A 26,741-nucleotide genomic window follows, 5' to 3' on the forward strand; every position below is an offset into this window, starting at 1 on the left:
GCGAGGTCAAATGGCTCTGTCTCAGCATGATCGGCAGGTCCAAGCCGAACCGACAGTGCCGATCCTGTTCGTGCGCCAGCGTTATGCGCCTTTCGGTGGAGGCGAGATCATGCTGGAAAACATCATGGCCGCGTTCGCGGCGCGTCAGCGGCCGGTGGCCGTGCTCTCCGGCGACTGGCCGCGTAATGAAGGGATAGAGTTCATCCATTGCGCCGGCCGCCGCTTTCCGCGTTCGCTGCGGGCGACGTCCTTTGCTCAAGCCGCCTGCCGCAAGATCGCCGAGATGCCACGGGCGCTGGTGCAGAGCAACGATCGCCTCCCGTGCTGCGATGTCTTCCGGGCCGGGGAGGGCGTTCATGCCGCCTATCTTGCCGAGCGGCGGCGTTTCCAGACGCGGCTTGGCAGGGCGGCAATGGCGCTGAGCCCTTTTCACCGCCAGACGCTGCGCCTCGAGCGCGCAACCTATGCCAGCCCACGGCTCAAAGCTGTCATTGCGATTTCGAAAATGGTCGCAGACGACATTGTCCGTCACTACGATTATCCGGCGGAAAATGTGCACCATATCCCCAACGGCGTGGACCTCGACCGCTTCAATCCGCAACTGCGCCAACAGCATCGGACCGCGGTCCGCGCGCGGCTCGACGTCGACGATAACAGGTCGGTCGTCCTGTTTGTCGGCTCGGGCTTTGCGCGAAAGGGGCTTCTTGCACTGATGAGGGCTGTCGCCAGGCTCGATGGCGAGCCGGAATTGTGGGTCGTCGGCCACGATTCGCGCGCCAACGCCTTCAGGCAGGCTGGTGACAGGCTGGGTCTCGGCGCAAGGCTCAAGATGCTGGGGCCGCAAAAGGACATGTTGCCGTGGTACGGCGCGGCCGATATTGCCGTGCTGCCTTCCATCTATGATCCTTTCGGCACAGTGGTGATCGAGGCCATGGCCAGCGGCTTGCCCGCTGTGGTAAGCACCGGCTGCGGAGCGCGCGAGCTTGTCGAGCGGTTCGAGCCGACGCTTGTTTGCGACGCGGCCAGCGAAAGCGACCTCGCTGCAGGGCTCGCGCACGCGCTGCAGTTGTCGTCACGATGTGAGACCGCGACCCGGGTGAGAGCGGCGGCCGAGCATTATGATTTCAACGTCATGATAAAGCGAATGATGGCGCTGTATGAAAGCCTTGATCTGAAATGATTTTCGACTTTGTTGGATTAGGTTAGTACCCTCAGTGCGCTAACAGGCCGGGAGCCGATGCTGCAGATACATTCGAATGACAGCGGCAGCTTTGATGCCGGAACCTTCTGACCGTGCCGGTGCTCTCGGTCGTTATCATCACCCGCAATGAGGAGGCGTCCATCGCGCGCTGCCTTCGTTCGGTGGATTTTGCCGACGAAATCGTCGTTCTAGACAATGACAGCAGCGACAGAACCAGGGACATTGCCGGTGATCTCGGAGCCAAGGTTTTGATGACCCTTGATTGGCCCGGTTTCGGCGCGCAAAAAAACCGTGCGTTTGCCGCGGCAACGGGGGATTGGATCCTTTCGCTGGATGCCGATGAGTGGGTGGAGGCGCCGCTCGGTGCGGAAATCAGAGCCGCAATCGCCGACCCAAAAGGCTATGACGGCTTCGAAATACCGAGAAGATCGCGCTTTTGCGGGCATATTGTCCGCCATGGCGGCTGGTCACCCGATCTGGTGCTCAGGCTATTTCGTCGCCGCTCCGGGCGCTTCAGCGACGATACCGTGCACGAGAAAGTAGTGGTGAACGGGAAGGTCGGGCGATTGTCCCAGCCGATCGAGCACGACTCCATCGCCGACCTGGCGGATGCCCACGACAAGATTGGCCGGTACGCCGAAGCGTCCGCCGCGCGGCTGCTTGCCGAGGGCAAAAAAAGCTCGATAGGCAAGGCGGTTTTGCGCTCTGTCTGGGCTTATATGCGCAGCTATGTTTTCCGGCTGGGATTTCTGGACGGTTCCACTGGGGCGATGGTTGCCGCTTATTCCGCCAGCTACACCTATCAGAAATGGGCGCGTGTGGCATTGGGGAGCGAGGCCAATTCCACCCGAACCAGCAAGACCGAGGCCAGGACAAATCTGTGAGAAACCGGCTTGCGCGACCGCCATTGTTGCCGAGCCATCGCCAACTAGTTAGTGTACGACGGTTAAAATCGAAAGCCAGGGTAGTGAATATGACTGATGCGTTTAGGGTATTTATCGGATGGGACAGCCGTGAGCCGATCGCGTACGACGTCGCGCGCCACTCGCTGCTCAAACATGCGTCGGCGCCTGTCTCCGTCATTCCGATCAAGCAGGACGAGATGCGTAGCCGCGGGCTGTACTGGCGGGAAAAAGACCCGCTCGCCTCAACGGAGTTCACCTACACGCGCTTTCTGACGCCCTTTCTCGCCGGCTACACGGGTTGGGCCCTGTTTTGCGATTGCGATTTCCTGTGGCTCGGTGACGTCGCCGGCCTGCTGAAATATACGGACTCGGACAAGGCGGTCTATTGCGTCCAGCATGACTATACGCCGAAGGCCACGACCAAGATGGATGGCGTGGTCCAGACATCCTATCCTCGGAAAAACTGGTCGTCGTTGATGCTGTTCAATTGCGCGCATCCCTCGGTCAAATCGCTCACGCCAGAGGTCGTGAACCAGGAAAGTGGCGCCTATCTTCACCGAATGCAGTGGGTTGCCGACGAAGATCTGGGCTCATTGCCGGTAGAGTGGAATTGGCTCGAAGGCTGGAACGAAAAGCCTGCTGTCGGCACACCTAAGGCGGTCCACTATACGAGCGGCGGCCCGTGGTTTGCCGAGTGGCAGAATGTCGACTATGCCGATTTGTGGATAGCAGAACGCGACGAATTCCTGGCTTCAGATCAAGCACAATCTTCTCAGAGCGCAGTTCGATAAGCGGCATCGTGTTTGGCAGGTGAGCGCTTCCGAAGTGGCATCGATTTCGTGTCGCGAAGAGCGCAGCAACCAGCCGTCAGACGCTAGGCGTCGACAACAATGCGTGGTGCCGCCTTGGGGCGGGACCGGGGACGGATTGTGCCTAAATCTGGCAGCTCAGGCCGGATAAGATGCCGCACCCAGGTAAGGATCAGCTCGCGGCAATATGATCGGTCTGGGGTCCGTCAGCTCTTTCATCGGCCTAGCCGGCACGCGAAAGTCGACCATGCCGTCACTGCGAAGACGCCTCGATCGTTTCTTGGAAAACCGCGGGCCTAAAATACCGCGGCTGCAGCTGAACCATGTCGAGCGCCTGGCGCTGGTCCGTCGCCATGGTGATTTTTCCCTTGCCTATTCGGCCGCCGTGCAGAAGGGGCTTCATTACTTCGGCGATGCCCAGGGCTACATCGCTTACGGCAGCAAAACGCGACATCATTTCGCGCTCGGTGATCCAATGGCTGCCCCGGCCGATCGGCGCGACTATATCAAACGTTTCGTCGAGGTTGCAGGCAGCCCGTGGTTCGTGCAGATCGGCGAACAGACGGCGCGCGTGCTTGCCGGGCTTGGCTATCAGGTCAACCGCCTTGGCGTCGACACCAGGCTTGTCCTGCCCGGCCACGACTTTTCCGGAAGGCGCAATGAGACAGTGCGCTATTCCGAACGTTGGCTCTTGAGGAAGGGGTTTTCCTTTGCGGAGGACAACGGGACCGTCTTCCTCGACGAGATTGCCAGGCTCTCCCAGAACTGGCGGGCAGACCGCATCGTCAAGCGCTGGGAGATGAGGTTTCTCAACAGGCCCTTTGCCGATCACCTTGGCATCGACATGCGCCGCTTCGTCCTGCACGGTCCGGATGGAGAGCTCGTTGCCTTGCTGGATTTCGATCCGCTGTTCAGTGACGGCAAGGTCATCGGCTACACCACCTCGTTCAAGCGCAAGCACATCGATGCCTCGGCGCATGCCGAGATCGGCCTGACCAAATTTGCGGTCGACCGCTTTCGCAACGAAGGTGTTTCCGTCGTTACCCTCGGCCTGTCGCCGCTGGTGGAAATCGGACCCAGCGGGTTTGTCGAAAGCGATTTCTGGCGGTGCGCTTTCCAGCGCGCCTATGAATCGCCGTGGGTCAATCGCACCCGCTTCAACCTGCAGGGGCAGGCGGCCTTCAAGCGCCGGTTCCACGGTGTCGAAGAGCCGACCTATCTCGCCTTTCGCAAGGGGACCTTTTTCGAGGCGCTTTCTCTGCTCCGGCTGATCAGGGCCGTCTAGTGCCTGGTGGATGGGGCTCGTCGTCTCCCAGTATGTCGACCTCACACCGGCCAGGCTTGGTTGTTTAGGTGGGAAAGGAAGGCCGCGGCGGGATGCAAAAGACCGGCCGCGAAGCGCCGGACGGTTCTTGCTGTCGTCCCCAGTCCCGCCGGGGCACTTTTGGTAGCCCGAGAACGGCTCCGCATCAGCGCCAAGGGGTCGGATTCACGGTTGCTGCAGCGTACCGCCAGGAATAACGAGGGTACCTTGGCCTGGCCTTGAGTATCTGAAGCCTATGAAGAACAAAGCGACGATGATCAAACAAATGACGATGACCGCGACGACGCTGCCAGGACGGTGTCCGGTATCTGGCGGTTGGACCATTGCCTTCCCGCATGGCTATCGCCGTTGACCTTCTTCATTCTCCAGCCGAGCATGACGACTGTCAATGGATGCAGGAGTTGCCCCCGTCATCTGTTGCGCAAAATGTTTCCCGTGGCTTAGTGGCAGCGCGTTGAGTTGGCCAAATGATCGATCAACCTCTCCCCGTTCACGGGAGAGGGTATCGTCCTTCGACGAACTCGCGAGGCAGGTGGGCGGCGCGGACTCAACCAATATTACGGGAAGACCGCCGCGTATTCGCTGCGGAAATCCCCGATGACGTCGTCGACCGTCATGTCGGGGTCGCCCTGGAATGTGTACATCGTATTCCACACCGAGTTCAGCCAGTCGGTGTCGGATATGTTGAAAGGATTCTGGACGCTGAAGCCGGGCTTTTTCAGCGAGTCGAGGACGAGCTGGTTGCAGGCGTCGAGCTTGTCGGTCGGAACGTCCAGGCGCACCGGGCTCGATCCCTTGATGGAAGCGAACTCGGCGTTGATCTTGGGGTCGACGACGGTACCGGCGAAGTCGAGCTCTGCCTTGAGCACGTCATCGGGCTGGCCGCCGAGGATGCCGAACGCATCCACCGTCACCGATAGCGCCTTGGTGCCGGGAATGTTGATGCAGCCGAAATCCTCGCCGAGCACCTTCTTGTTGGCCTTCCACTGACCCTTCATCCAGTCGCCATGGATCTGCATGAGCGTCTTGCCCGAAATGACCGTGCTGGTCGTCTCGTTCCATTGCCGGTTCACCCAGCCCGCGTCGGCCTGGCTGGTGATCTTGCGGAACATGTCGATCGCGTCGCGCAGGCCTTTCTCGTCGAACACAGTCTTGTCAGGCGTTTCACCATAGAAGCGGTTGTATATGTCCGGGCCGGCGACGGCAGCGACCAGGGCATGAAAGAGATAGCCGGCCTGAAACGTGTTGCCGCCCACTCCGATGAAGGTGAAGCCGGCCTGCTGGACCTTTTTCATGTCGGCGAACATATCGTCGAGCGAGGCCCATTTGGTCGGGTCGACGCCGGCCTCGGCGGCGACCTTCTTGTTGTAGTAGATCATCCCGTCGATATGGACGCCGGTCGGGATTTTGCGGATCTCGCCGTCGACCTTGATTGACTTCAAAACCGTTTCGGGAAAATTCGGCGTCGCCCCGATCTTGTCGAAATAGGCGTCGAGCGGCTCGCCCAGTCCGCGTTTGGTCAGATCGCGATAAAGGCCAGGCTCGGAGTTGATGAACAAATTGGGTGGTGTGCCGGCGACGATCAGGCTGACCAGCGGGCTGGAGCCGGCCTGCTCGTGCGGCACGGCCATCTCGGTAATCTTATTACCTTTCGCTTCGAACGCCTTGACGATCGCGTTGAGCGCGCCGATCTCGCTCTCATTCGACCATGTATGGAACAGTTTGAGCTCGGTGGCGGCGGCGCTGGCGAACGGCGCGGCGCCGATCGCCAGCGCCAGTCCAAATGCGCCCAGCAGTCTCTTGGACGTCAGTCTTCTGGACATCGTTTCCTCCCTATTGATGTTAAATCCGACTCCGAGTTTCGGCGTCGAAAAGATTGAACCGGTCGGCCGGAAAGATCGCTCTGACGCTGGCGCCGTCCCGCAGCGCGCCGATCTGCGAATGGTCTACATGCACAGCCAGCAGCTCGTCGGCGGCCGCCAAGAAGGCGGTACCGTCGCTACCGGTCTTTTCGCTGTAGCGCAGCGGCAGGTCGAAGATGGCGGCCGGTTTGCCGCCATTCGGCCTGCCGATCGAGAAATGCTCCGGCCGCAAGCCGACCAGCACCTTCATGCCCGTGGCCGGCTGCCTGATGAAGGAATAGTCGGACAGGTCCATCTCGACGCCGGTCGACCGGTGGGTCGCGACGACGCGGTTGCCGGTGAGATCGATCGTCGTCTCGAAGACGTTCATCGGCTGCGAGCCGACAAAACGAGCGACGAAGAGGTTGGCCGGCCGCTCGTAGATCTCGTCCGGCGTGCCGATCTGCTGGATGACGCCGCCGTCCATTACAGCGATCCGCGTCGCCATAGTCATCGCTTCGACCTGGTCATGGGTAACGTAGACAACCGTCTTCTTGAGGTCGTGGTGGAGCTTCTTGATCTCCAGACGCATCTCGGTGCGCAGCTTGGCGTCGAGGTTGGACAACGGCTCGTCGAACAGGAACACGTCGACATTCTTCACCAGCGCGCGGCCGATGGCGACGCGCTGGCGCTGGCCGCCGGACAGTTGCGCCGGACGGCGGTCGAGCAGCGGTTCGATACGCAACAGCTGTGCGGCCCAGGCGACACGCCGCTCTATCTCGCCGCGGTCGAGCCGTTGCGCCGAGAGGCCGAACTTCAGGTTGCCGCGCACCGTTTTTGTCGGATAGAGCGCATAGGACTGGAACACCATGGCCAGGCCGCGGTCCTTGGGATCGAGATCGGTGACATCGCGGCCGCCGATGGTGATCGAGCCTGCGGTCACCTCCTGCAGGCCGGCAAGCAGGTTAAGCAATGTGGTCTTGCCGCAGCCGGACGGGCCGAGCAGCACCAGGAACTCGCCGTCATTGACGGTGAGGTCGAGATCCTCGAGCACGGTGACGCGCCCGAACTGCTTGACGATATTTTTGAATTCGACCTTCGGCACGGCTATCCCTTGATGGCTCCGGCGGTGATGCCCTGGACGAAGAATTTGCCGAGCCCGAAATAGACCACCAGCGGCGGGATGGCCGTCAGCAAAGCTGCGGCCATGTCGACATTGTAGTGGACCTCGCCGCGCTCCGTGATGACGGTGTTGGCCAGGATGACGGTCATCGGTTGGGCGCCCATGCCGCCAAAGGTGAGCCCGATCAGGAAGTCGTTCCAGACGCTGGTGATCATCAGGATCAGCACGACGATCATGATGTTGCCGGACATCGGCAGGATGATCTCGGCGAAGATGCGCCAGAAGCTACCGGAATCCATGATCGCCGCGTTGATGATCTCGGGCGGCACGTCCTTGTAGAAATTGCGGAAGATCAACGTCAGCAGCGGCATCGCCAGCACGGCGTGGATGACGGCGATCGCCCAAATGGTGCCGTAGATGCCGAGCGAGGCGGTCAGGGCGACCAACGGGATCATGATGATCTGGAACGGCACAAAGGCGCACATGAACAATACGAACAGAAAGGGGCCAGCCCAGCGGACGTTCCACAGAGCCAGCGCGTAGCCGGTGACCGACGCCAGGGCGATCGACAGGAACAGGCTCGGGAACAGAATGGCGAGCGAGATGAAGAATCCGTGCCTGACACCCTCGCACGTCATGCCCGAGCAGACTTCTGCCCAGGCCTTCCACCAGCCTTCGAATGTCCAGGTGGTCGGCAGCGAAAAGACCTCGCCGAGCGCGATCTGGTCCATTGTCTTGAAAGAGGTGACGATCACCACGTAGAGCGGGATCGAAATGAAGGCCGCGCACATGGCGAGGAACACGAGGACGGCGATCGACGCTCCCTTGATGCGGCGGCGCCTACGGGGGTAGACGCGCCCGCCGATGCGCGCGGCCGCTGATGTCTCGTAAGCGGACACGGCATTCATACGGCGGCGGCCTGGCGACGGCGGACTTGCCAGGCGGTGACCAGCATCAGCGGCAGGAAGACGGCAGCCGTGATCAACAGCATGATGACTGCTGAGGCGGACGCGTAACCGATGTTGGAACGGGTCGAATAGGCGTTGATGACGAAATAGGCCGGCGTCCAGGTTGACGTACCGGGTCCGCCATTGGTCATGGCGAGCACGATGTCGTAGGTCTTGACCACGCCGAGCGACAGCAGGATCGCGCAGGTCAGGAACGTGAATTTCAGCATCGGAATGATGATCTCGACGTAGAGCCGCCAGAAGCTCACGCCGTCGAGCTTGGCGGCGCTCCAGATTTCCGTGTTGATCGACTTCAGGCCGGCCAGCATCAGCGCCATGTAGAAGCCGAGCCCGTGCCAGATCGAGGCGAGAATGATGCCGTAGATTGCCGTGGCAGGATCGGCCAGCCAGTTGAAATTGGCGCTTTCCCAGCCCAGCTGGTGCAGGAAGTTCTGGACACCGAGGGCCGGGTTGAACATCCAGCGCCAGACGATGCCGGTGACGATCAGCGACACCGCGAGCGGATAGAGAAAAATCGTCCGGAAGAAGCCTTCGCCGCGCTTTTCCTTCTCGATCATCGCGGCCAGGATGAAACCCAGCACGATGGCGAGCGCGCTGCCGATCGCCAGGACGACGACGTTCCGGAGCGAGGTCATCCAGACGCCGTCGCTGAAAAGCCGGTCATACTGGCGCGCCCAAACTGCGGGGTCGATCGCGTAGTCAGGGAAACGACGCGAACGCGTGAACGACATCCAGATCGTCCATCCGATGGCGCCGGCGAAGGCCACCAGGGTGACAGTGAGCGCAGGAATCAGCGCAAGCTGCGGCGAGACCTTGCTCCACCTGAGCGCCATTCGGGTTCCTCCCTCGAAGGCCTGCCTTAGCCGATCGCGGCTCTGGCAATTTTCATATTAGCGTTAAACCAATCATGACGATATCGCTCTGTCAACAGTGACAAGCAAATCGGGATCAAATGGCACCGGGCATTCGAGAAAACGACGCTGCAGCGCAGCAAACCCGCGCTTTGGCGGGTGAGAATTCATATTGACAAAGCGCGCGGCGGGGAGCAAAGGCGATATTAACGCTCATACGAAATTCGACCTATCGGGAGGAAAACGTCATGAAAGGGATCACCGGCTTCGGCCACGCCGCCATCAAGGTGAAGGACCTGGACGCCAGCCTCGCCTTCTATAGGGACAAGCTCGGCTTTCCCGAGATGCTGCGCCTTCACAATAAGGACGGCAGCACTTGGCTGGTGTATCTCAGGATCACGGAAGAGGTGTTCTTGGAGATATTTCCCGGCGCGGAAAACGATCGCGCTCCCGGCTGGAACGCCAACGGCGTCAATCACATGTGCCTGACGATCGATAATCTTGACAGCTTCTGCCCGGCGATCGAGGCCAACGGCATCAAGCTGACCGCACAGATCAAGGACGGGCTCGACGGCAACCGCCAGGCCTGGATCGAGGATCCTGACGGCAATCGCATCGAGCTGATGGAGATGCACGCCGATTGCCTTCAGTACAAGGGTCTGAAACGGTTGCGCGAAGAGGGATTGCTGCCGGCTTAAGTCCTCTCAGGCAACATGGCCAATGTGACGAGATCTTGCAGAGAACCCGTACCCGACTGAAGGACATCGCGGTGGCCACCGGCTACTCGGCGAACACCGTTTCGCTGGCGCTGCGCGGCAGTCTGCGAATTCCGGAGGAAACGCGCGACCGTATCCAGTCGGCCGCGCAGAGCCTGAACTATTTTCCGAACACCATCGCGCAGGCGCTGGTCAGCCGCGAGACGCGGACGATCGGGCTGGTGCTCACCGACATCATGAACCCGACGCTGACGCTGGTGTCGCGTTTCCTCGAGAGGGAGCTCGCCCAGCGTGGTTATTCCCTGATGCTGGCCGCCAGCGACCACGATTCCGCCAAGGAGTGGAGTGCGCTGAACGTGTTCCGCTCGCGGCAGGTCGACGGCATCCTCATCTATCCGACCAACCACGACCGGCTCGACCACATCCGCGCGGTGCGTCAGGTCGGATATCCCGCACTGGTGCTTGCCGATATTCCGGTTGCCGGCCTCGACGTGGTGGCGATCGACGACCGCAGCGGCGGCTACAAGGCGGTCCGGCACCTGATCGAGCGCGGCCATCGTCGCATCGCCATGCTCGACGCGGCGCAGCTGCTCGGCAACAGCGAAAAGCATGACGGCGCGTTTCGCGCCGTGACCGAGGCAGGGCTTCCCGCCGATGCGCTCGTCGTGGTCAAGCCCGGCGGCCATTCGGCGACCGACGGTTTTCAGGCGATCGGCGAGGCAATGAAGCCGAAGCAGCGGCCGACGGCGCTGTTTGCCACGACCGATTCGCTCGCCATTGGAGCGTTGCGCTGGTGTCGCGAGCAGGGCGTCTCCGTGCCCGGCGAACTGGCGATCGTCGGCTATGACAACACCGAAGCGGCGGACTTCAGCTCGGTGCCGATCACATCGATCAACTATGCCGCCGCCGAGGTCAGCAGCCATGCGGTTGAGCGGATCCTGTCGATGATCGGCAAGCCGTTACCGACGCCGATCGTGACGCTGATCGATCCGGAACTGGTGATCCGCCAATCCACCTGAGGCACGGCGCGTTCGATCGTCAGACACGACCAGCGTGGCAGCGCGATGCGCAGTGGCGGAGCGGACGTTGCTCACCGGTTTCGTGCGCCCTACGTGTGCAGCGAAAGATTGATGTAGCTGAGGGGCTTTCAGTTGCGGCGGCAAAATCGTAAATTCGGTTACGTTTGGGCGGGCATCCTCGCCAAATTGGTCTGACAGAGACATTAAGAAGATAATGAAATGAATATGTTACGCCACAGACTTGCGGTGGCGCCAATGATGGATGGGGAAGATAGATAAATAAAATCAAATGTTTATGAGGGTTTGTGTGCAACAACTGCACACGAAAGTTCTCCTTCTCGTCCATATCCGTTCTTGCGACGGAGTATCCGACCGCACTCTTAGGACGCCTTTTGAATAGCTGCGCTGACTTATCTCGCGAGGGCCGTCGCCAGTGTATCCGCGATCTGCCGTCTGCCAGATGGCGGACGTCACACAAAGCTGATCCCACGCGGCGCTGCTGATGTCCTCGACACCAATGCCCGGCTACGCATGCGTATTGTGCGGGAGCCGTAACAGTGCCTGCGCTCGCTGCAATATCAAAAGATGCTCCGGCTTCAGGGAGGCCACACCCACCGCCCATTCGGTCGGCGGTGAAAGCGCGTCGTTGCAATGCAAGTGAAAAAAACTACCGGGCAATCAAAGCAGACATTTCTGGACTGTTTGTCGAGCGAGGCGGAGTTTGGCGCAACGCTTGAACTTCAGCCGGGACCGAAATGGCCTTACCGTCCGATCCAGATCACGACGCCCGCGAAACACTTCGACTGATCGGTCCCGATCCGCAGAACTGGGTGCCGGATCGGGAGGGCATCGACCACAATGTCTTCATCGTCGGTGGCGGGCAGACGGGCGCGACCTTCGCCTTCGCGCTGAGGCGCGCCGGCATCGGCAAGGTCACGGTCATCGACGCCGCATCGGACGAAGGCAAGGCCGGCATCTGGCTTACCCATGCGCGGATGAACCGGCTGCGGACGCCGAAAGGCCTGCCGGGACCAGAACTCGGTCTGCCAGGCTTGAGCTTTCAGTCATGGTATGAAGCCCGCCACGGTGCGGAAGCGTATGCCGGTTTCGACCGCATCGCGCGGACGGATTGGGCGAGTTACCTGAAATGGTATCGAGAGTTCCTCGGTATCGGCATCCGCTACGGCACGCGTCTCCTGCGCATCGAGCCGGCTGCCGGGCATTTCCGCCTCGATCTCGAAGCGGAAGGCAAACGATCGGTCGAAACAGCGCGCAAGATCATCCTGGCCAATGGCTTTGGCGGCAGCGGCGGTGCGGTGATACCGGATGTGTTCGCAGCTCTTCCCCCGGGTATCGTCGCGCACAGTTCGGCGGCAATCGATTTTGCCTCGCTCAAGGGCAAGGCGATCGCTGTCGTCGGTTCCGCGGCTTCGGCATTCGATGCAGCCGGGACGGCCCTTGAGGCCGGGGCAAAATCGGTGCGTCTCTTTGCCCGCCGCAACAGCATTGCCAGCGTGCCGATCAATCGCGTCCGCGGCTATCCCGGTGCCTATGACAACTATCCGCTGCTGCCGGATGCGGTGCGCTGGCGCCAGGCGCTGCGGTTTCGCGATGCCGGTTCGACGCCGCCACCCGATGCGGTGGAGCGGGTGGTGCGGCACCAGAATTTCCACCTGCACCTCGGCGCCCCATGGACGAAGGCCGGTGTCGACAGCGGTAAGGTCGTCACAGAGATCGCCGGTGAGACGTTTGCCTTCGACTTCGTCATCGCCGGTACCGGCTATTTCGCCGACCCGACACGCAAGCCCGAATTCGCCGATTTCGCCGCCTCTATCCGCCTGTGGCGCGACCAGTACGCGCCGCCCAAAGCAGAACGCGATAAATTCTTCGGCGCCCATCCCTATCTCGGTCTCGGTCATGAATTCCTTGAGAAGGCGCCGGGCGAGGCGCCGTTCCTGAAGGATGTCCATGTCTTCAATCCCGGCGGCTTCGTCAGCTTCGGCCTGCCGATCGGCGATATCCCGTCGATCAGGCGCGATGTGCCCGCCGTGGTTGCCCGCATCAGCCGCGATCTCTTCCTCGCCGATCTCGACAGCCATGAGAGCCGCATAACCGGCAGCCATCCGGCCGAATTCGGCGAAGAGGCCTATGCCTCTGCCGTTTGGCGGCCGGCGCAGACCATCGCGGCGGAATAGACGCATTTCAATGGACAAGTGCCGATGACCTTCAGCCCTGACCTTTCCGACCCGTTCGTCGCCACGGCGGTTGAGTTGCGCGAGATCTTCGATCGGGATGCGGTGGCGCGTGACAAGGCCGGCGGACGGCCGGTCGAACAGATCCGGCTGCTGAAGGAGAGCGGCTTGCCGTCGGCGCAGATTCCCAAGCGCTATGGCGGCAAGGGCGCATCCTGGCTGTCGGTGCTTCGCGTGGTGCGCGAATTCGCCCGCACCGATGGTTCGCTCGCCCATCTCTACGGCTACCATCATCTGCCGCTTAACGGCGTGTTGTTTCGCGGCACGCAGGCGCAAAAGGATCAGCTGCTAACGCGCTCAGCCCGGGAAAACTGGGTCTGGGGCAATTCCGGCAACGCCATGTCAAAGACCTCGACGGCCAAGCGCAACGGCAAGGGCTGGATCCTCAGCGGCTTTCGGCCTTTTTCTTCCGGTTCGCATATCGCCGACTATATCCAGGTCGCCTGGGAGGACGGTCAGGACCGGCTGGCAGCGGCGATCCCGGCCGATCGCGAAGGCATCGTCATCGAGGACGACTGGGATGGTGTCGGCCAGCGCCAGACGGGTTCCGGCAAGGTGACCTTCAAGGATGTGCATGTCTGCGACGACGAACTGATCGGCTCACCCGCGGCGCCGCTAACGCCGTTCCAGACGCTGACGTCACTTTTCCAGCAGGCGGTCCTGCTCAACCTGTTCGTCGGCAGTGCGCAGGGAGCACTGAGCGAAGGGCGCGACTATACGGTCTCGCAATCGCGCCCCTGGATCTATTCCGGCTACGAGAAGCACACGGACGACCCGTTCGTGCAGCGCAAATATGGCGATCTCTATATCCGAACGCTCGCCGCGGCCGAACTCGCCGATGTGGCGGCGAAAAGCCTCGATGCCGCCTATAGCCAAGGCGAGGCCTTGACCCTGGAGCAGCGCGGGCAGACGGCGATCGATCTCGCCACCGCCAATGTCTATGCCGGGCAAATCGGCCTCGATGCCTCGAGCGAGGTTTTCGAGGTGATGGGCGCCCGCTCGGCCACCAAGGCCAACGGCTTCGACAGGTTCTGGCGCAACGTGCGAACGCACACGCTGCACAATCCGGCCGAGTACAAGAAGCGCACCATTGGCACCTGGTTGCTGACCGGGGAATTCCCGGTCGGCGGATTGTATCGCTGAGGAGGCGGGAGACATGGCCAGGCGCAAGGACAAGCTCAAGCTTGGAGCGTTTCTGCTCTTCACCGGCCACCATGTCGCCGCTTGGCGTCATCCGGCGGCGGGCGAGGGAACCAGCCTCAGCGACTACATTGAACTTGCCAGGTTGGCGGAAGCGGCCAAGTTCGACACGATCTTCTTCGCCGACGGCGTCGCGGCGCGGCTGAAGGATCTGGAGGTCGCCAGCCGCAAGGCGCATAGCGGCGTCTATCCGTTCGAGCCGATCACGCTGCTGTCGGCGCTTTCGGCGGCGACCAGGAACATCGGCCTGATCGCCACGGCTTCGACCAGCTATTCCGATCCCTACAATCTGGCCCGCCAGTTCGCTTCGCTCGATCATTTGAGCGGCGGCCGTGCCGGCTGGAACCTGGTCACCTCTTCCGATCCGGAAGCGGCGTTCAATTTCGGCCACGAGGCGCATATCCAGCACGGCGACCGCTACGACCGGGCTGAAGAATTCGTCGATGTGGTGCTCGGCCTCTGGGACAGCTGGGAAGACGATGCCTTCTCGCGCGACAAAGCGAGTGGGCGCTATTTCGACAAGGACAAGCTGCACGTGCTGAACCACAAGGGCCAGCACTTCAAGGTGCGCGGTCCGCTGAACACGCCGCGAACGCCGCAAGGTCATCCGGTTGTGGTCCAGGCCGGGGCGTCCGGTCCGGGCAAGGAGCTGGCGGCTCGTACCGCGGAAGCGATTTTCGCCGCGCAGATCACGCTCGACGAAGCCACCGCATTCTATGCCGACGTCAAGGGCAGGCTCGGCAACTATGGCCGCTCGGAAGATGACCTGAAGGTGCTGCCTGGCATCTTCCCGGTCGTCGGCCGGACCGAAGCCGAGGCGCAGGAGAAGTTCGAACAGCTGCAGGACCTGATCCAGCCGGAAGTCGGCCTCGGCCTGGTGTCGGCGCTGGCTGGCGGCTTCGATCTCAGCTCATACCCGCTCGACGGGCCCGTGCCGGATTTGCCCGAGACCAACGCCGGCAAGAGCCGGCAGGCTCTGGTGATCGACCTGGCACGGCGCGAGAATCTGACCATTCGGCAGCTCTATCTGCGCATCGCCGGCGCCCGTGGCCACTGGCAGGTGGTCGGCACGCCGCAACAGATCGCCGACACCATGGAAGAGCGGTTCGAGAATTACGGCGCCGACGGCTTCAACATCATGGCGCCGATCATGCCTGGCGGCTTGAAGGATTTCATCGAACTGGTGGTGCCGGCACTGCGCCGCCGCGGCCTGTTCCGTCAGGAGTATGAGGGCAGGACCTTGCGCGACAATCTCGGCCTGAAGCGGCCGGCAAATCGGTTTTCGCGGTCCGCCGCGGCAGCCGCGGAATAGGCAGACCATGGCGCGCGACAAGCTCTTTCTCATTCAGCCGGGTTTCTCCGACCCGAAACATCCAGGCCGGACATTCGTCTGTCCCTATTGCAACCAGGTCGAAGGGATGCTCGCCGCCTTTCCCGATCTCGCCGCCAGACTGGACGTCGAGCGCGTGCCGTTCGCGAGGCCGAGGGACAAGGTGATCGACGCGCTCGGCGAGCGGCATCAGTCCCTGCCGGTGCTCGTCATCGGCGGCGATCCGCCCACCGACCTGCCGACGGCCAAGGGCCAGGCCTTCGCCGACGACACCAAATGCATTCTTGCGCTTCTGGCCGAGCGCCACGGCTTCCCGCATCTGCATGAGTGACAGCATGACCTTCGATCCCGATACCTCCAATCCATGGATCGCCAAGGCGGTCGAGCTGCGCGACATCTTTGCCCGCGACGCGGTCGAGCGCGACCAGCTTGGTGGCAGGCCGAGCGAACAGATACGCCTGCTCAAGGAAAGCGGCCTGCTCACAATCGTCATCCCCAAGGAATTCGGCGGCGCCGGCGAACCCTATTCGACGGCGCTGAAGATCGGCCGCGAGTTCGCCAAGGTCGACGGCTCGATCGGCCACATCTACGGCTACCATTTCAGCGCATTGATCGCCGCCAGGCTCAATTCGGACGAGCCGCGTTCGGCCGATCTGCTGCGGCGTTCGGCTGCCGGCGACTGGTTCTGGGGCAACACCGGCAACAGCTTTTCCAAAACGCTGTTCGGTCGCAAGGATGGCGAGTGGACGATCGTCAATGGTTTCAAACCCTTCGCCTCCGGCTCGCATGTGGCCGATTATCTTTCGACCTCGTGGGAAGACGAGATCAGCGGCGAGAGGAAATTCGCGGCAATCCCCGCGGACCGTGACGGCATCACCATTCTCGACGACTGGGATGGCATCGGCCAGACGCAGACCGGCAGCGGCAAGGTCGCCTATAAGGACGTCAGGATCCACGACAGCGAGCTGGTGCGCGGCTGGGTCGACGCGTCGTTGCCGATCCGCACCATCGGGCCGCTGCAGCAGCAAAGCGTTTTGCTAAATGTTTTCATCGGCACAGCCCAGGGCGCTCTGCTGGCGGCACGCGACTACACGATCAACAGTTCGCGCCCATGGATGTATTCCGGAGTCGAGCGCCATATCGACGATCCTTGGATCAAGGGCCAGTATGGCGAACTCTGGGTCAAGACGCAGGCGGCGACGGTGCTGGCCGATCGCGCGGCTGCGGCGATCGATCATGCGATCGCCCGCGGCAAGGCGCTGACCGAGGAAGAGCGCGGCGAAGCGGCCGTTGCCGTCGCTGCGGCCAATGTGCTGGCGGGGGATGTCGCGCTGGAGGTCACGACCGAGATTTTCGAGGTGATGGGCGCGCGCTCGGCGGTGCGCAAATACGGCTTCGACCGTTTTTGGCGCAACGCGCGCATCCACACCTTGCACAACCCCGCCGAATACAAGACCCGCACCGTCGGCACCTGGTATCTGACCGGCGCTTACCCCGAGCCCGGCGTGTTTCGATGAGCAGCCGGCAGCTCCATCTCAACGTCAACATCCTGCACGCCGGCTTTTCGCCGGCGGCATGGCGGATGGACGGCGTCGACCCCTATGCCGCCTTCACCGTCGACCACTATGTGCAGGTGGCGAAGATCGCCGAACGCGCCAAGCTCGACGCCGTATTCCTTGCCGACCAGGCGGCGATCTCGGATCGCATCGACTATCGTCCGATCACGTCGCTGGAGCCGACCATCGTGCTGGCGACGATGGCCGCCGCAACAGAGCGCATCGGCCTGATCGCCACCGCTTCAACCAGTTTCAACGAGCCGTACAACATCGCCAGACGCTTCGCGACGCTCGACCATGTCAGCGGCGGGCGCATCGGCTGGAACATCGTGACCACGGCCGATCCCGCCTCGGGTCGCAATTTCGGCCTCACCGGTGCGATCGATCACGGCCGGCGCTACGAGCGGGCGGCCGAATGCGCCGAGATCGTCAAGGCATTGTGGGACAGCTGGGAGGACGATACCTTCATCGGCGACGTGGCCGGCGGGCGCTTCGTCGATGCCGCCAAGGTTCATGCCATCGAGCACAAGGGCGCGCATTTTTCGGTGCATGGGCCGCACAATGTGCCGCGTTCGCCGCAAGGGCATCCGGTGGTCATCCAGGCCGGCGGTTCCGATGACGGCAAGGAGCTCGCCGCACGCCACGCCGAAGCCGTCTTCTCGGCCTCTCAATCCCTCGAAGAAGCGCTTTCCTATGCACAAGAGCTGAAGACACGCGCCCAGATTTACGGCCGCACCGGCGGCGTGCCGCTCAACCTTGCCGGCCTGGCCACCATCATCGGCAGCACCGAGGGGGAAGCGGAGCGGCGGCAAGAAGAGCTGTGGGATCGCATCCCGCTCGACTACAGCCTTGGGCGGCTGTCCGGCGTGCTCGGCATCGATCGCGAGCGGCTGAAGCTCGACGAGAAGCTGCCAGAAGGGATTCAACTGCCCCCCAATGGCGGCCACACCTTCTTCAAGGCCACACTCGCGCTCGCGCGCAGCAACGATTTCACGGTTCGCCAGCTGATCCGGGCGCTGAACGGCAGCACCGGCCACCGCACCATCGTCGGCACGCCGGAGCAGATCGCCGACGATATCGAAAGATGGTTTGTCGCCGGCGCCGTCGACGGCTTCAACCTGATGCCGGACGTGCTGCCGACCGGACTGGAGGTCTTTGTCGATACGGTGGTGCCGATCCTGCGCCGGCGAGGCCTGTTCCGCACGGACTATGAAGGGCGCACGCTGCGAGACCATCTCGGCCTTGTCCGGCCCGAAAGTCGTTTTGCGCCGCAGCCGCACAAGGCGCCAGGGTTGCTCGGGGCCACCCATTGAACGATCATCAAACGACAACGGAGCTGAAAGTCCTGTCATCGACCTCCATGCCCGACAAAAATACAGGCCTGACAATGAGCGCTGATCCCGAATTTCTCTGGTACATACCGAACCAGGTCGATCCCGGTCACCGTGGCGAGCCGGCCGCCGTGGACCACAACAGCCTGGACACACTGACCAGCCACGCGAAGGCGCTTGAGGACCACGGCTGGAAGGGCGCGCTGATCGGTACCGGCTGGGGTCGGCCCGACACGTTTACCGTCGCGGCCGCACTCGCCGCCCGAACCACCTCCTTCGAGCCGCTCATCGCGATCCGCCCGGGTTACTGGCGGCCGGCGCACTTCGCATCAGCCGTAGCCACGCTCGATCAGCTGACTGCCGGTCGCGTGCGTATCAACATAGTGTCGGGCAAGGACAACCTCGCTGCGTATGGCGACAGCGAAGGCGACCAGATACATCGCTATGCCCGCACCAGAGAGTTCATGTGGCTGGTTCGCAAACTTTGGTCCGGAGAGAACGTGACCTTTGCCGGCGAGCACTTCCAGGTCACAGGGTCTACCGTCATGCCCCGCATCCCTGTCCGTTGCGATCGTCGCCATCCCAAGCTCTACTTCGGCGGTGCGTCGGAGGCGGCCGAGCGGGTGTCGGCCAGGGAGGCGGATGTGCAGCTCTTCTGGGGAGAGCCGCTCGACGGCGTCCGGGAGCGGATCGAGCGGCTCAAAGCCTTGAGCAGGGAACTCGACCGAGACCTCCCGCCTCTGGAATTCGGGTTGCGGGTTACCACGCTGGTCCGCGACACCACTGAGCAGGCCTGGGCGGACGCCGAGGCGAAGGTTGACGAGATGGCCAAGGGCAAGGGCGCCGGCTGGAACGATCACGGTCGGGCGGTAGCGGTGGGCCAGCGGCGTCTGCTCGATCTGCACGCGCGCGGCGAGGTCCTGGACGACAACCTCTACACTGCGCCGGGCAAATACGGCGGCGGCGGCGCCGGCACCACCTGGCTGGTCGGCTCGGCCGCCGACGTCGCCCGCGCGCTCGGCAGGTACCGGGATCTGGGCATCACGCACTTCGTGCTCTCGGACACACCGTATCTTTCCGAGATCAAGCGGCAGGGCGATCAGTTGCTTCCGCTTTTTGCGCAATGGGGCCCAAGCCGCGCTTCTGAATAGGAAACACGATGTCACAGCCGGCCGCCTTCAGCATCCGCCCTTCCGACGCTGACCTACGCGGTGAAGCGGCGCTACGGCGGCGTTATCGAGCGCCGCAAAGCGCGCATACCGGAAACTGGAACGAAGCCCTCGAGGCGATCCTTTCGCATCGCTCGGTCCGCAACTATCTGGCCAGGCCGCTGCCTGAAGGCACGCTGGAACTGATCGTCGCTGCCGCCCAGTCGGCGCCAACTTCTTCCAATCTCCAGGCGTGGAGTGTCGTCGCCGTCGAGGATCCGGCGCGCAAGGCGCGGCTTGCCGGACTGGCGGCGATCAATCGCCATATCGAGCAGGCGCCGCTGCTGCTGGTCTGGCTGGCCGATCTGTCGCGGCTGCGTACCATTGCCAAGGCAAATGGCCAGGCGGGCGAGGGGCTCGACTATCAGGAGAGTTTTCTGCTGGCCGTGATAGACGCCGCACTTGCAGCACAAAATGCCGTGGTGGCGATCGATGCGCTCGGGCTCGGCTCCTGCTACATCGGCGCCATGCGCAATCATCCGCAGGAGGTGGCGCGCGAACTCGGCCTGCCGCCGGAAACCGTCGCGATGTTCGGCTTGACCGTCGGCTGTCCCGATCTCCTGGCCGCGACTGACATCAAGCCCAGACTGCCACAGACAGTGGTTCTGCACCGTGAGCGCTACCAGTCAGCTCCGCATCCGGACGATCTCGCAGCCTACAACCAGACGCTTCGCACCTTCCAGCAGGAGCAGTCGATGCCTGAGGTCGACTGGACCGAGCTGATGTCGAACCGCATCGGCAGCACGGCGGCGCTGAAAGGCCGTGATCGCCTGGGCGAAGTGCTCAAAGCGCTGGGCTTCAAGCTAAAATAGGCGCGCGCGCCTGCTCGCGAGACCGAGGTGAGACTATTCCGCAGCGACGATGGCGATGCGGGCCGGCAGCGGCACTGGCGGCGTGAAGTCGAGAGCCCCAAGCCGCCGCGCCTCGGCCTTCAGCCAACCATGGAAGCGCTCGACCGTCGCCAGCTTCGCCTTGTGCGGCGTCGTCGCGAAATAATAGGAAAATTCGACCGGCTGCGGCGAGCCGAACGGGCTGACCAGCCGCCCCGTGGCAAGGTCAGGTTCGGCCAGCCGGAATTTGCCGAGGCCGATGCCCTTGCCGGCAACAGCCGCGTCAAGCACCAGCGAGGACTGGCTAAGCCGTATGCCACCTTCGACAAGGCGGCCGGACAGGCCGTTGGATCGCAGCCAGCCCTTCCAGTCCGGGCAGCTTGGATCGCGTTCCGGACCGTCCTCATGCAGGATCGGCGCTTCGCGCAGGCCCTCCGGCCCGCGATAGAGGCCGTGCATACGGGCAAATTCCGGGCTGCAGACAGGCAGCACCGCTTCCGAAAACAGCCGTTCTGTGACGAGGCCGCTATAGGCGCCCGAGCCGTAGCGGATGACGCAGTCGATGTCTTCGCTGGCAAAATCGGCAAGCCTGGTCGATGCATCGACCAACACTTCGAGGCCGGGCACCGCATCGCGCAGCGCATCAAGCCGCGGGATCAGCCATTTGCTGGCAAAAGAGGGCGCCACCGACACCTTGATCGGTGCATCTTCCTCGTCGCCGGAAATGCGTGCGACCGATTCAACAACCACGTCGAAAGCCTCGGTGAGACCGGGCATCAGCGCCTGGCCGGCCGAGGTCAGCAGAAGCTCGCCGCGGTTCCGCTGGAACAATGGTTGGCCGAGGTGATCCTCGAGCAGGCGGATCTGCTGGCCGATAGCGGCGGGCGTGACGTGGAGTTCTTCGGCCGCCCGCGTAAAGCTCAGATGGCGGGCGGTTGCGACAAAAGCGCGAAGCGAGGTCAGCGGCGGAAGTCTCGCCAGCGTCGGTCGCAGCTTCCTTGTTTTCGCACGAATGAAATCAACCATGAGGCGCATTCAACACGTTCAGGCCCGGCGCGACGAGGGCGGGCTTTGCGCCAAAGCACGCAGGGGAAAATTTCGTTTGCCGCAGCGTCGCGCCAGCAGGAACGGAAATCTAAGAAATCGCAATGTCTACTATTCTTGTAGAATAAGGTCGGGATGCTGATTTGGGCGGCGACGAGCCTCGCCGGATCCAAAGCCGGGTCCTGGAATGAAACCGTCGTGCGAAGCGGCGCTTTCGGCAGACGATAGAAAATCATTCTTCCGGTTTTGCGGCGCCACGGGGATCATTGCGTCGAGGCGCCGAAATGCGTTCGGCCGCCGGATGCAATCCGTTTTCCGGAGCCCAAGACCATGTCTGTCAATCGTCGTCATTTCAACCAGCTGTTGCTGCTTGGCGGTGCGAGCTTCGCATTGCCCGGTCTTTCCTTTGCCGCCGAAGGCACGCCGGTCCAGGGCGGCACGCTCAACTGGGCCTACTATCCCGACCCCACGTCGCTGATTGCCATCAACACCTCTTCAGGCACCGGCCAGGCCATCGGTCCCAAGGTCAATGAAGGCCTGCTTGATTTCGCCTATGACCTCAGCCCGAAACCGCTGCTGGCGACCGAGTGGTCGATCAGCGATGACGGCCTGCGCTACACCTTCAAGCTGCGCCAGGGCGTCAGATGGCATGACGGCAAGGACTTCACCTCACAAGATGTTGCCTTCACCATCTTGCGGCTGAAGGAGGCGCATCCGCGCGGCCGCATCACCTACCAGAATGTCACGGCGGTTGAGACGCCCGATCCGCACACCGCCATCATCGTGCTGTCGAAACCGGCGCCCTATCTGATCACGGCGCTGAGCAGTTCGGAATCGCCGATCGTGCCGAAGCATGTCTACGAAACGTTCAAGCCGGCGGAACAGCCCAAGCTGGAGCAGACGATCGGCACCGGTCCCTTCGTGCTCAAGGAATGGGTGCCCGGCAGCCATCTGATCTTCGATCGCAACCCAGACTATTGGGACGCGCCGAGGCCCTATCTCGACCGTGTCGTCCTGCATGTCATCCTCGATCCGGCTGCGCGCTCGGCGGCTCTTGAAACCGGTGAGATCGACATCGGCGCCAATCCCGTGCCGCTGGCCGATATCGAGCGGCTGAAGGCAAACCCCGCTCTGGTCGTCGACACCAACACCTACGCCTATTCTGGCCCGCAGCAGCAATTGTTCTTCAACTATGAAAATGAAATCCTGACCAAGCGCGAGGTGCGCCTGGCCATTGCCCATGCGATCGACCTGCAGAAGCTGGTCGACATCGCGCTCTACGGCTACGCCCAGGTATCGCCAAGCCCAATCAGCACCGCACTGCCCAAATGGTACGACCCGAGCATCAGGGCGCGTGAGCCCGACCCCAAACTAGCGGAGAAACTGCTCGACGATGCCGGCTATAAGCGCGGCGCAGACGGCAAGCGCTTCAAGCTCCGGCTCGCCTACAACGCGTTCCTGCCGGCGTCCTATGCCGACTTCATCAAGCAGTCGCTGGCAGCGGTCGGTATCGATGCCGAGATACTGAAGCTCGATCTGTCGACGTTCCTGAAGACGGTTTACACCGACCGCGCCTGGGATTTGGTCATCGAATCGCTGTCGAACACCTTCGATCCGACGCTCGGCGTGCAGCGCGCCTACTGGTCGAAGAACTTCAAGATCGGCCTCGTTTTCTCCAACGCCAGCCACTATGCAAACCCCGAGGTCGACCAGATCCTTGAAGCCGCCGCGATCGAGCCTGACGAGACCAAGCGGCGCGAGCTCTGGTACAAATTCCAGCACATCATCCATGACGACGTGGTGTCGGTCGATCTCGTCGCCGCCGGCGCCCAGATCGTCGCCAACAAGAAGGTCCGGGATTTCGCGCCCGGCGCCCAGGGCATCAACAACAGCTTCGCGCAGATCTGGCTCGCGCCAAACGCATAAGCATTTGGATCTCCTTTTTCTGGGATTGGCGCGTGAAGCCGCCGATCCGACTTTTCTCCATGAAAGACAAATCGCGCAAACGCGGAGTACCGACCATGACCATCAACCGACGCCTATTCAATCAGTTCCTGCTGCTGGCCGGCGCGAGTACCGCGCTTCCCGCCGGGGCCTTCGCGCAAGACGCAAAGCCGGTGGCCGGCGGCACGCTCAACTTCGTCTACTATCCCGAGCCCAACCAGATCGTTTCCATCAACACCAGCGCCGGCGGGCCGGCCACCATCGGCCCGAAGATTTTCGACGGCCTACTCGCTTACGACTACGACCTCAATCCAAGGCCGCAACTGGCCACCGAATGGTCGATCAGCGACGACGGGCTCGAATATGTCTTCAAGCTGCGCGAGGGGGTGAAATTCAGCGATGGCCACGACCTGACATCGCAGGACGTGGCCTTTTCGATCTCGCGGCTGCGCGAAGCCCATCCGCGCGGGCGCATCACCTTCCAGAATGTCACCGACATCGACACGTCGGACCCGCATGTCGTGAAGATCAAATTGTCGAAACCGTCCGCCGCGCTGATCTCTGGCCTGGCCGCGACGGAATCGCCTGTCGTGCCCAAGCACATCTACGAGAAGCTGAAGCCGGCCGACGATCCGTCTTTCGAGCAGATCATCGGCAGCGGACCGTTCGTGCTGAAGGAATGGGTGAAGGGCAGCCACATCATCGTCGAAAAGAATCCGACCTATTGGGATGCGCCCAAACCCTATCTCGACCGGATCATCTTCCGCTTCATCACCGATCCCGGCGCGCGTGCCGCAGCGCTGGAGACGGGCGAGGTCGACATCGGGCCGAACCCGGTGGCGTTCGCCGATCTGGAGCGTTTCAAGGCGCTGCCGCAATTCGTCGTCGACAGCACGGTCTTCGCCTATAGCGGCCCGCTGCACCAGCTGATCATCAACCTCGAAAACCCGATCCTGAAGGAGAAGAAAGTCCGTCAGGCAATCGCGCACGCGATCGACCTCGACGCGGTGAATGCCATCGTGTTCTACGGCTATGGGCAGGTGTCGCCGACGCCGATCAGTGTCGTCAACAAGAAGTATTTCGATCCCGATGTGAAGGCCGCGACCGTCGATACGGCGCTGTCGGAAAAACTGCTCGACGAGGCGGGCTTCAAGCGGGGAGCGGACGGCATCCGCTTCAAGCTCAGGCTCACCAACAACCCGTATAACCCGTGGGGCTATGCCGACTTCCTCAAACAGGCGTTGGCGAAGATCGGCATCGACGCCGAGATCCAGAAATTCGACTTCGGCACCTATGTCAAAACCATCTACACCGACCGGACCTGGGACCTGTCGACGGAATCCTGCGGCAACATCTTTGACCCGAGCGCCGGCGCACAGCGGCTCTACTGGTCGAAGAACATCAAGATCGGGCTGCCGTTCTCGAACGGCGCGCACTACGAGAACCCTGAGGTCGACCGACTGCTGGAAGCCGCTTCCGTCGAGCTCGACGAAGCCAAACGCAAGCAGCTGTTTTTCAGGTTCCAGGAGATCATCGCCGACGAGTTGCCGATCATCAATTTGATCGCACCGCCGACCATCATCATCGCCCGCAAAACCGTCAAGAACTACGCGCCGGGTGCGGAAGGCCTGTCGGCCAGTTTCGCCGACGCCTATATCGATCCGAACGCCTGAACCAGCGGATGACCGAAAAGAAAAGGGCCGCATGTCGATGCGGCCCTTTTTCGTTTCTGTCATTTGTGGGGCTGCAATCTCAGGCCAGAGCACGCAGCCTTGGGCTGGCGCCGACCAGAAGGCCAGCCAGGGCGATGGCCTGCGCCAGCTGTTCACTGATGGAACTCGATTCCCAGGCAACGCCGCGCAGCGGATGGCCGACGGCAAACAGATTGCCGTGGGTCTTGCCGTTACCGGCAATCACTTGGCCGCCATGCGTCGCGTCGATGCCGAAGCCGGTCGCATGCGGCCTGACGATGCCGTTATCCAGCAGGCTTTGGACGAATGGATCGGCGACCCGCCGCCAGTCATGCTCCTGATGGCCGCGGCAGTTGACGACACCATCGAAACGCAGCCGTTCGACCGCGCCGCTATCGCGCCAGCGGATCTCAGCGGCAATGCCGTCGGCCTGCGGATGGAGTGCCAGCACCCGTCCAGCTCCACCCACCCATCGGCCTTGGCTTCGCGCCAGCGCAACGCGCTCAAAGCTCGGCGGCGCCGCCCGGTGCGCGGTGACGTCCCAGAAGGCGCGCAGATGGCGTGTGAACTTTAGACGCTCCCTGTCGGTAGCGCCTTGCCACAGAGCCAGGATCCATGGCCGGATCGTCAGCGGCAGTCCTTGCCAGTCCAGGCCGGTGGCTTCGATTGCCCGGCGTTCGGCCTTGACCAGTACGAGAAGCGCCCTGGTGGTTTTCGGCAACGGACGCTCGGCGAGAAAGTCGCGCCATGCCTCGGTGTTGCGCCGTGGCTCGACAATCTGTCCCCGCCGCGACACGACACGGTAGCTGCCCTCGAAGCCGCGCGCTTCCATGCTGGCGACGACGTCGACCATGCTCAGGCTGGACCCGATCAGCAGCAGTTCCTTGCTGCCGGCTAGCCGGTCGAGTGCCGCCGGATCCCAGGGATTGGCGACATAGCGGGGATCGCTGACGATGGCTGCTTCCGTGGCGGATGGCTCGCTCTGGAACACTCCGGTTGCCAGCACCGCCTCGTCGGCCGGCAATTGCTGGCCATCGCTGGTGCCGACGCAGACACCCGATGGACCGGTCAGCATGTCGATGGCGGACGCCTTGACGTGGCGCAGCGAGGAACGCCCGTCCGCTTCTCTGACGGCTCTCGTCAGTTCGGACTGGACATAGCTGCCGAATAGCCAACGCGGCGGGCTGGAGTCCGGGACATCTTCGGGCGGCGTCCAGCCATGCTCAGGCCCATTCGCCACGAGCCAGCGAACGAGGTGATCGGAATCGTCCGGATGCAGCGAGAAGATGCGCGCGGCGCCGTTGACCAGATGTTGTGGATCGACGGTGCTGTAGGCAACGCCGCGACCGAGCTCCGCCCGGCGCTCGATGATGGTGATCGCCAGTGGTTCGGTCGAACGGTCAAGCAGCTTGATCGCGGTAACCGCGCCGGCAAAGCCGCCGCCTACAATGATGATTGAACGAGGGATCGAACGCGGGGAGGAAGAAGTATGAAGCATCAAGGACCCTTACGACGCCGGCGGTCCGTGGCTCTAGCCCATCACCCCGGCAGCGACCATCGTGCTGTCCCATAACCCGATGTCAAAAAACAATAATTGC

General features: G+C 62.4%; 22 protein-coding genes. 16 read left to right on the top strand and 6 right to left on the bottom strand.

Annotated features, from left to right (window positions below; genetic code table 11):
* Positions 1-10: 10 nt before the first annotated feature.
* The 4 genes from NKJ09_RS02380 (at position 11) to NKJ09_RS02395 (ending at position 4,200) form a co-directional block, all read left to right on the top strand.
* Positions 11-1,180 (top strand): glycosyltransferase family 4 protein, encoded by a 1,170-nt coding sequence (locus NKJ09_RS02380; protein WP_051409615.1) that lies wholly within the window; start codon positions 11-13, stop codon positions 1,178-1,180.
* A gap of 113 nt (positions 1,181-1,293) precedes the next feature.
* On the top strand, positions 1,294-2,085 hold the full coding sequence (locus NKJ09_RS02385) for a glycosyltransferase family 2 protein (RefSeq protein ID WP_023717680.1): 792 nt from the start codon (positions 1,294-1,296) through the stop codon (positions 2,083-2,085).
* An 89-nt stretch (positions 2,086-2,174) separates the two neighbouring features.
* Positions 2,175-2,897, top strand: coding sequence for a glycosyltransferase (locus tag NKJ09_RS02390; protein ID WP_352494621.1), 723 nt, complete (start codon positions 2,175-2,177; stop codon positions 2,895-2,897).
* Positions 2,898-3,162: 265 nt separating this feature from the next.
* Positions 3,163-4,200: a phosphatidylglycerol lysyltransferase domain-containing protein gene (locus tag NKJ09_RS02395; RefSeq protein WP_023717678.1), complete on the top strand. Its 1,038-nt coding sequence runs from the start codon at positions 3,163-3,165 to the stop codon at positions 4,198-4,200.
* A gap of 596 nt (positions 4,201-4,796) precedes the next feature.
* Here NKJ09_RS02395 and NKJ09_RS02400 read toward each other — a convergent pair.
* Genes NKJ09_RS02400 through NKJ09_RS02415 form a run of 4 tightly spaced genes read right to left on the bottom strand, consistent with a single transcriptional unit; the run spans position 4,797 to position 9,004 of the window.
* Positions 4,797-6,062, bottom strand: a complete 1,266-nt coding sequence (locus NKJ09_RS02400) for an ABC transporter substrate-binding protein (protein ID WP_023717677.1) — start codon at positions 6,060-6,062, stop codon at positions 4,797-4,799.
* Between the two features lie 19 nt (positions 6,063-6,081).
* On the bottom strand, positions 6,082-7,185 hold the full coding sequence (locus NKJ09_RS02405) for an ABC transporter ATP-binding protein (protein ID WP_352482627.1): 1,104 nt from the start codon (positions 7,183-7,185) through the stop codon (positions 6,082-6,084).
* Positions 7,186-7,187: 2 nt separating this feature from the next.
* Positions 7,188-8,111 carry a carbohydrate ABC transporter permease gene (locus tag NKJ09_RS02410; protein ID WP_023717676.1) on the bottom strand — a complete coding sequence of 308 codons (924 nt, stop codon included), beginning with the start codon at positions 8,109-8,111 and terminating at the stop codon, positions 7,188-7,190.
* Positions 8,108-9,004 (bottom strand): carbohydrate ABC transporter permease, encoded by an 897-nt coding sequence (locus tag NKJ09_RS02415; RefSeq protein ID WP_352482625.1) that lies wholly within the window; start codon positions 9,002-9,004, stop codon positions 8,108-8,110. The genes NKJ09_RS02410 and NKJ09_RS02415 overlap by 4 nt, the downstream gene beginning before the upstream one ends.
* A 266-nt stretch (positions 9,005-9,270) precedes the next feature.
* On the opposite strand from NKJ09_RS02415, the gene NKJ09_RS02420 reads away from it, so the two are divergent.
* The 10 genes from NKJ09_RS02420 to NKJ09_RS02465 all read left to right on the top strand — a co-directional run bounded on the left by NKJ09_RS02420 (position 9,271) and on the right by NKJ09_RS02465 (position 20,446).
* Entirely contained in the window at positions 9,271-9,720 is a 450-nt protein-coding gene (locus NKJ09_RS02420; protein WP_023717674.1) for a VOC family protein, read from the top strand.
* 35 nt (positions 9,721-9,755) lie between these two features.
* Complete coding sequence (locus tag NKJ09_RS02425) at positions 9,756-10,757, top strand: LacI family DNA-binding transcriptional regulator (RefSeq protein WP_031193584.1); 1,002 nt, start codon at positions 9,756-9,758, stop codon at positions 10,755-10,757.
* A 755-nt stretch (positions 10,758-11,512) separates the two neighbouring features.
* Positions 11,513-12,952, top strand: a complete 1,440-nt coding sequence (locus NKJ09_RS02430) for an NAD(P)-binding domain-containing protein (protein ID WP_023717673.1) — start codon at positions 11,513-11,515, stop codon at positions 12,950-12,952.
* A 24-nt stretch (positions 12,953-12,976) separates the two neighbouring features.
* On the top strand, positions 12,977-14,152 hold the full coding sequence (locus tag NKJ09_RS02435; protein WP_023717672.1) for an acyl-CoA dehydrogenase family protein: 1,176 nt from the start codon (positions 12,977-12,979) through the stop codon (positions 14,150-14,152).
* 13 nt (positions 14,153-14,165) lie between these two features.
* On the top strand, positions 14,166-15,521 hold the full coding sequence (locus NKJ09_RS02440) for an LLM class flavin-dependent oxidoreductase (RefSeq protein WP_352762254.1): 1,356 nt from the start codon (positions 14,166-14,168) through the stop codon (positions 15,519-15,521).
* 7 nt (positions 15,522-15,528) lie between these two features.
* Positions 15,529-15,870 carry a DUF3088 domain-containing protein gene (locus NKJ09_RS02445; RefSeq protein ID WP_023717671.1) on the top strand — a complete coding sequence of 114 codons (342 nt, stop codon included), beginning with the start codon at positions 15,529-15,531 and terminating at the stop codon, positions 15,868-15,870.
* A 4-nt stretch (positions 15,871-15,874) separates the two neighbouring features.
* Positions 15,875-17,056 (top strand): acyl-CoA dehydrogenase family protein, encoded by a 1,182-nt coding sequence (locus NKJ09_RS02450; RefSeq protein ID WP_352494624.1) that lies wholly within the window; start codon positions 15,875-15,877, stop codon positions 17,054-17,056.
* Positions 17,053-18,408, top strand: coding sequence for an LLM class flavin-dependent oxidoreductase (locus NKJ09_RS02455; protein WP_023717669.1), 1,356 nt, complete (start codon positions 17,053-17,055; stop codon positions 18,406-18,408). The genes NKJ09_RS02450 and NKJ09_RS02455 overlap by 4 nt, the downstream gene beginning before the upstream one ends.
* A 74-nt stretch (positions 18,409-18,482) precedes the next feature.
* The gene (locus tag NKJ09_RS02460) at positions 18,483-19,577 is read left to right on the top strand and encodes an LLM class flavin-dependent oxidoreductase (protein ID WP_352494670.1); all 1,095 of its coding nucleotides are present in this window, start codon (positions 18,483-18,485) and stop codon (positions 19,575-19,577) included.
* Between the two features lie 8 nt (positions 19,578-19,585).
* Complete coding sequence (locus tag NKJ09_RS02465; RefSeq protein ID WP_352494625.1) at positions 19,586-20,446, top strand: NADPH-dependent oxidoreductase; 861 nt, start codon at positions 19,586-19,588, stop codon at positions 20,444-20,446.
* A gap of 33 nt (positions 20,447-20,479) precedes the next feature.
* Here NKJ09_RS02465 and gcvA read toward each other — a convergent pair whose 3' ends face one another.
* On the bottom strand, positions 20,480-21,490 hold the full coding sequence (gcvA, locus tag NKJ09_RS02470) for a transcriptional regulator GcvA (RefSeq protein WP_352494626.1): 1,011 nt from the start codon (positions 21,488-21,490) through the stop codon (positions 20,480-20,482).
* Between the two features lie 348 nt (positions 21,491-21,838).
* Here gcvA and NKJ09_RS02475 point away from each other — a divergent pair, with 348 nt between their 5' ends.
* Entirely contained in the window at positions 21,839-23,434 is a 1,596-nt protein-coding gene (locus NKJ09_RS02475) for an ABC transporter substrate-binding protein (RefSeq protein WP_352494627.1), read from the top strand.
* 95 nt (positions 23,435-23,529) lie between these two features.
* Positions 23,530-25,125, top strand: coding sequence for an ABC transporter substrate-binding protein (locus NKJ09_RS02480; RefSeq protein WP_352494628.1), 1,596 nt, complete (start codon positions 23,530-23,532; stop codon positions 25,123-25,125).
* A gap of 79 nt (positions 25,126-25,204) precedes the next feature.
* Here NKJ09_RS02480 and NKJ09_RS02485 read toward each other — a convergent pair whose 3' ends face one another.
* Positions 25,205-26,641, bottom strand: a complete 1,437-nt coding sequence (locus tag NKJ09_RS02485; RefSeq protein WP_051409613.1) for an FAD/NAD(P)-binding protein — start codon at positions 26,639-26,641, stop codon at positions 25,205-25,207.
* Between the last annotated feature and the right edge of the window lie 100 nt (positions 26,642-26,741).

Origin of the sequence: Mesorhizobium sp. M0189 (genome assembly GCF_040322135.1) — a bacterium.
GTDB lineage: Bacteria > Pseudomonadota > Alphaproteobacteria > Rhizobiales > Rhizobiaceae > Mesorhizobium.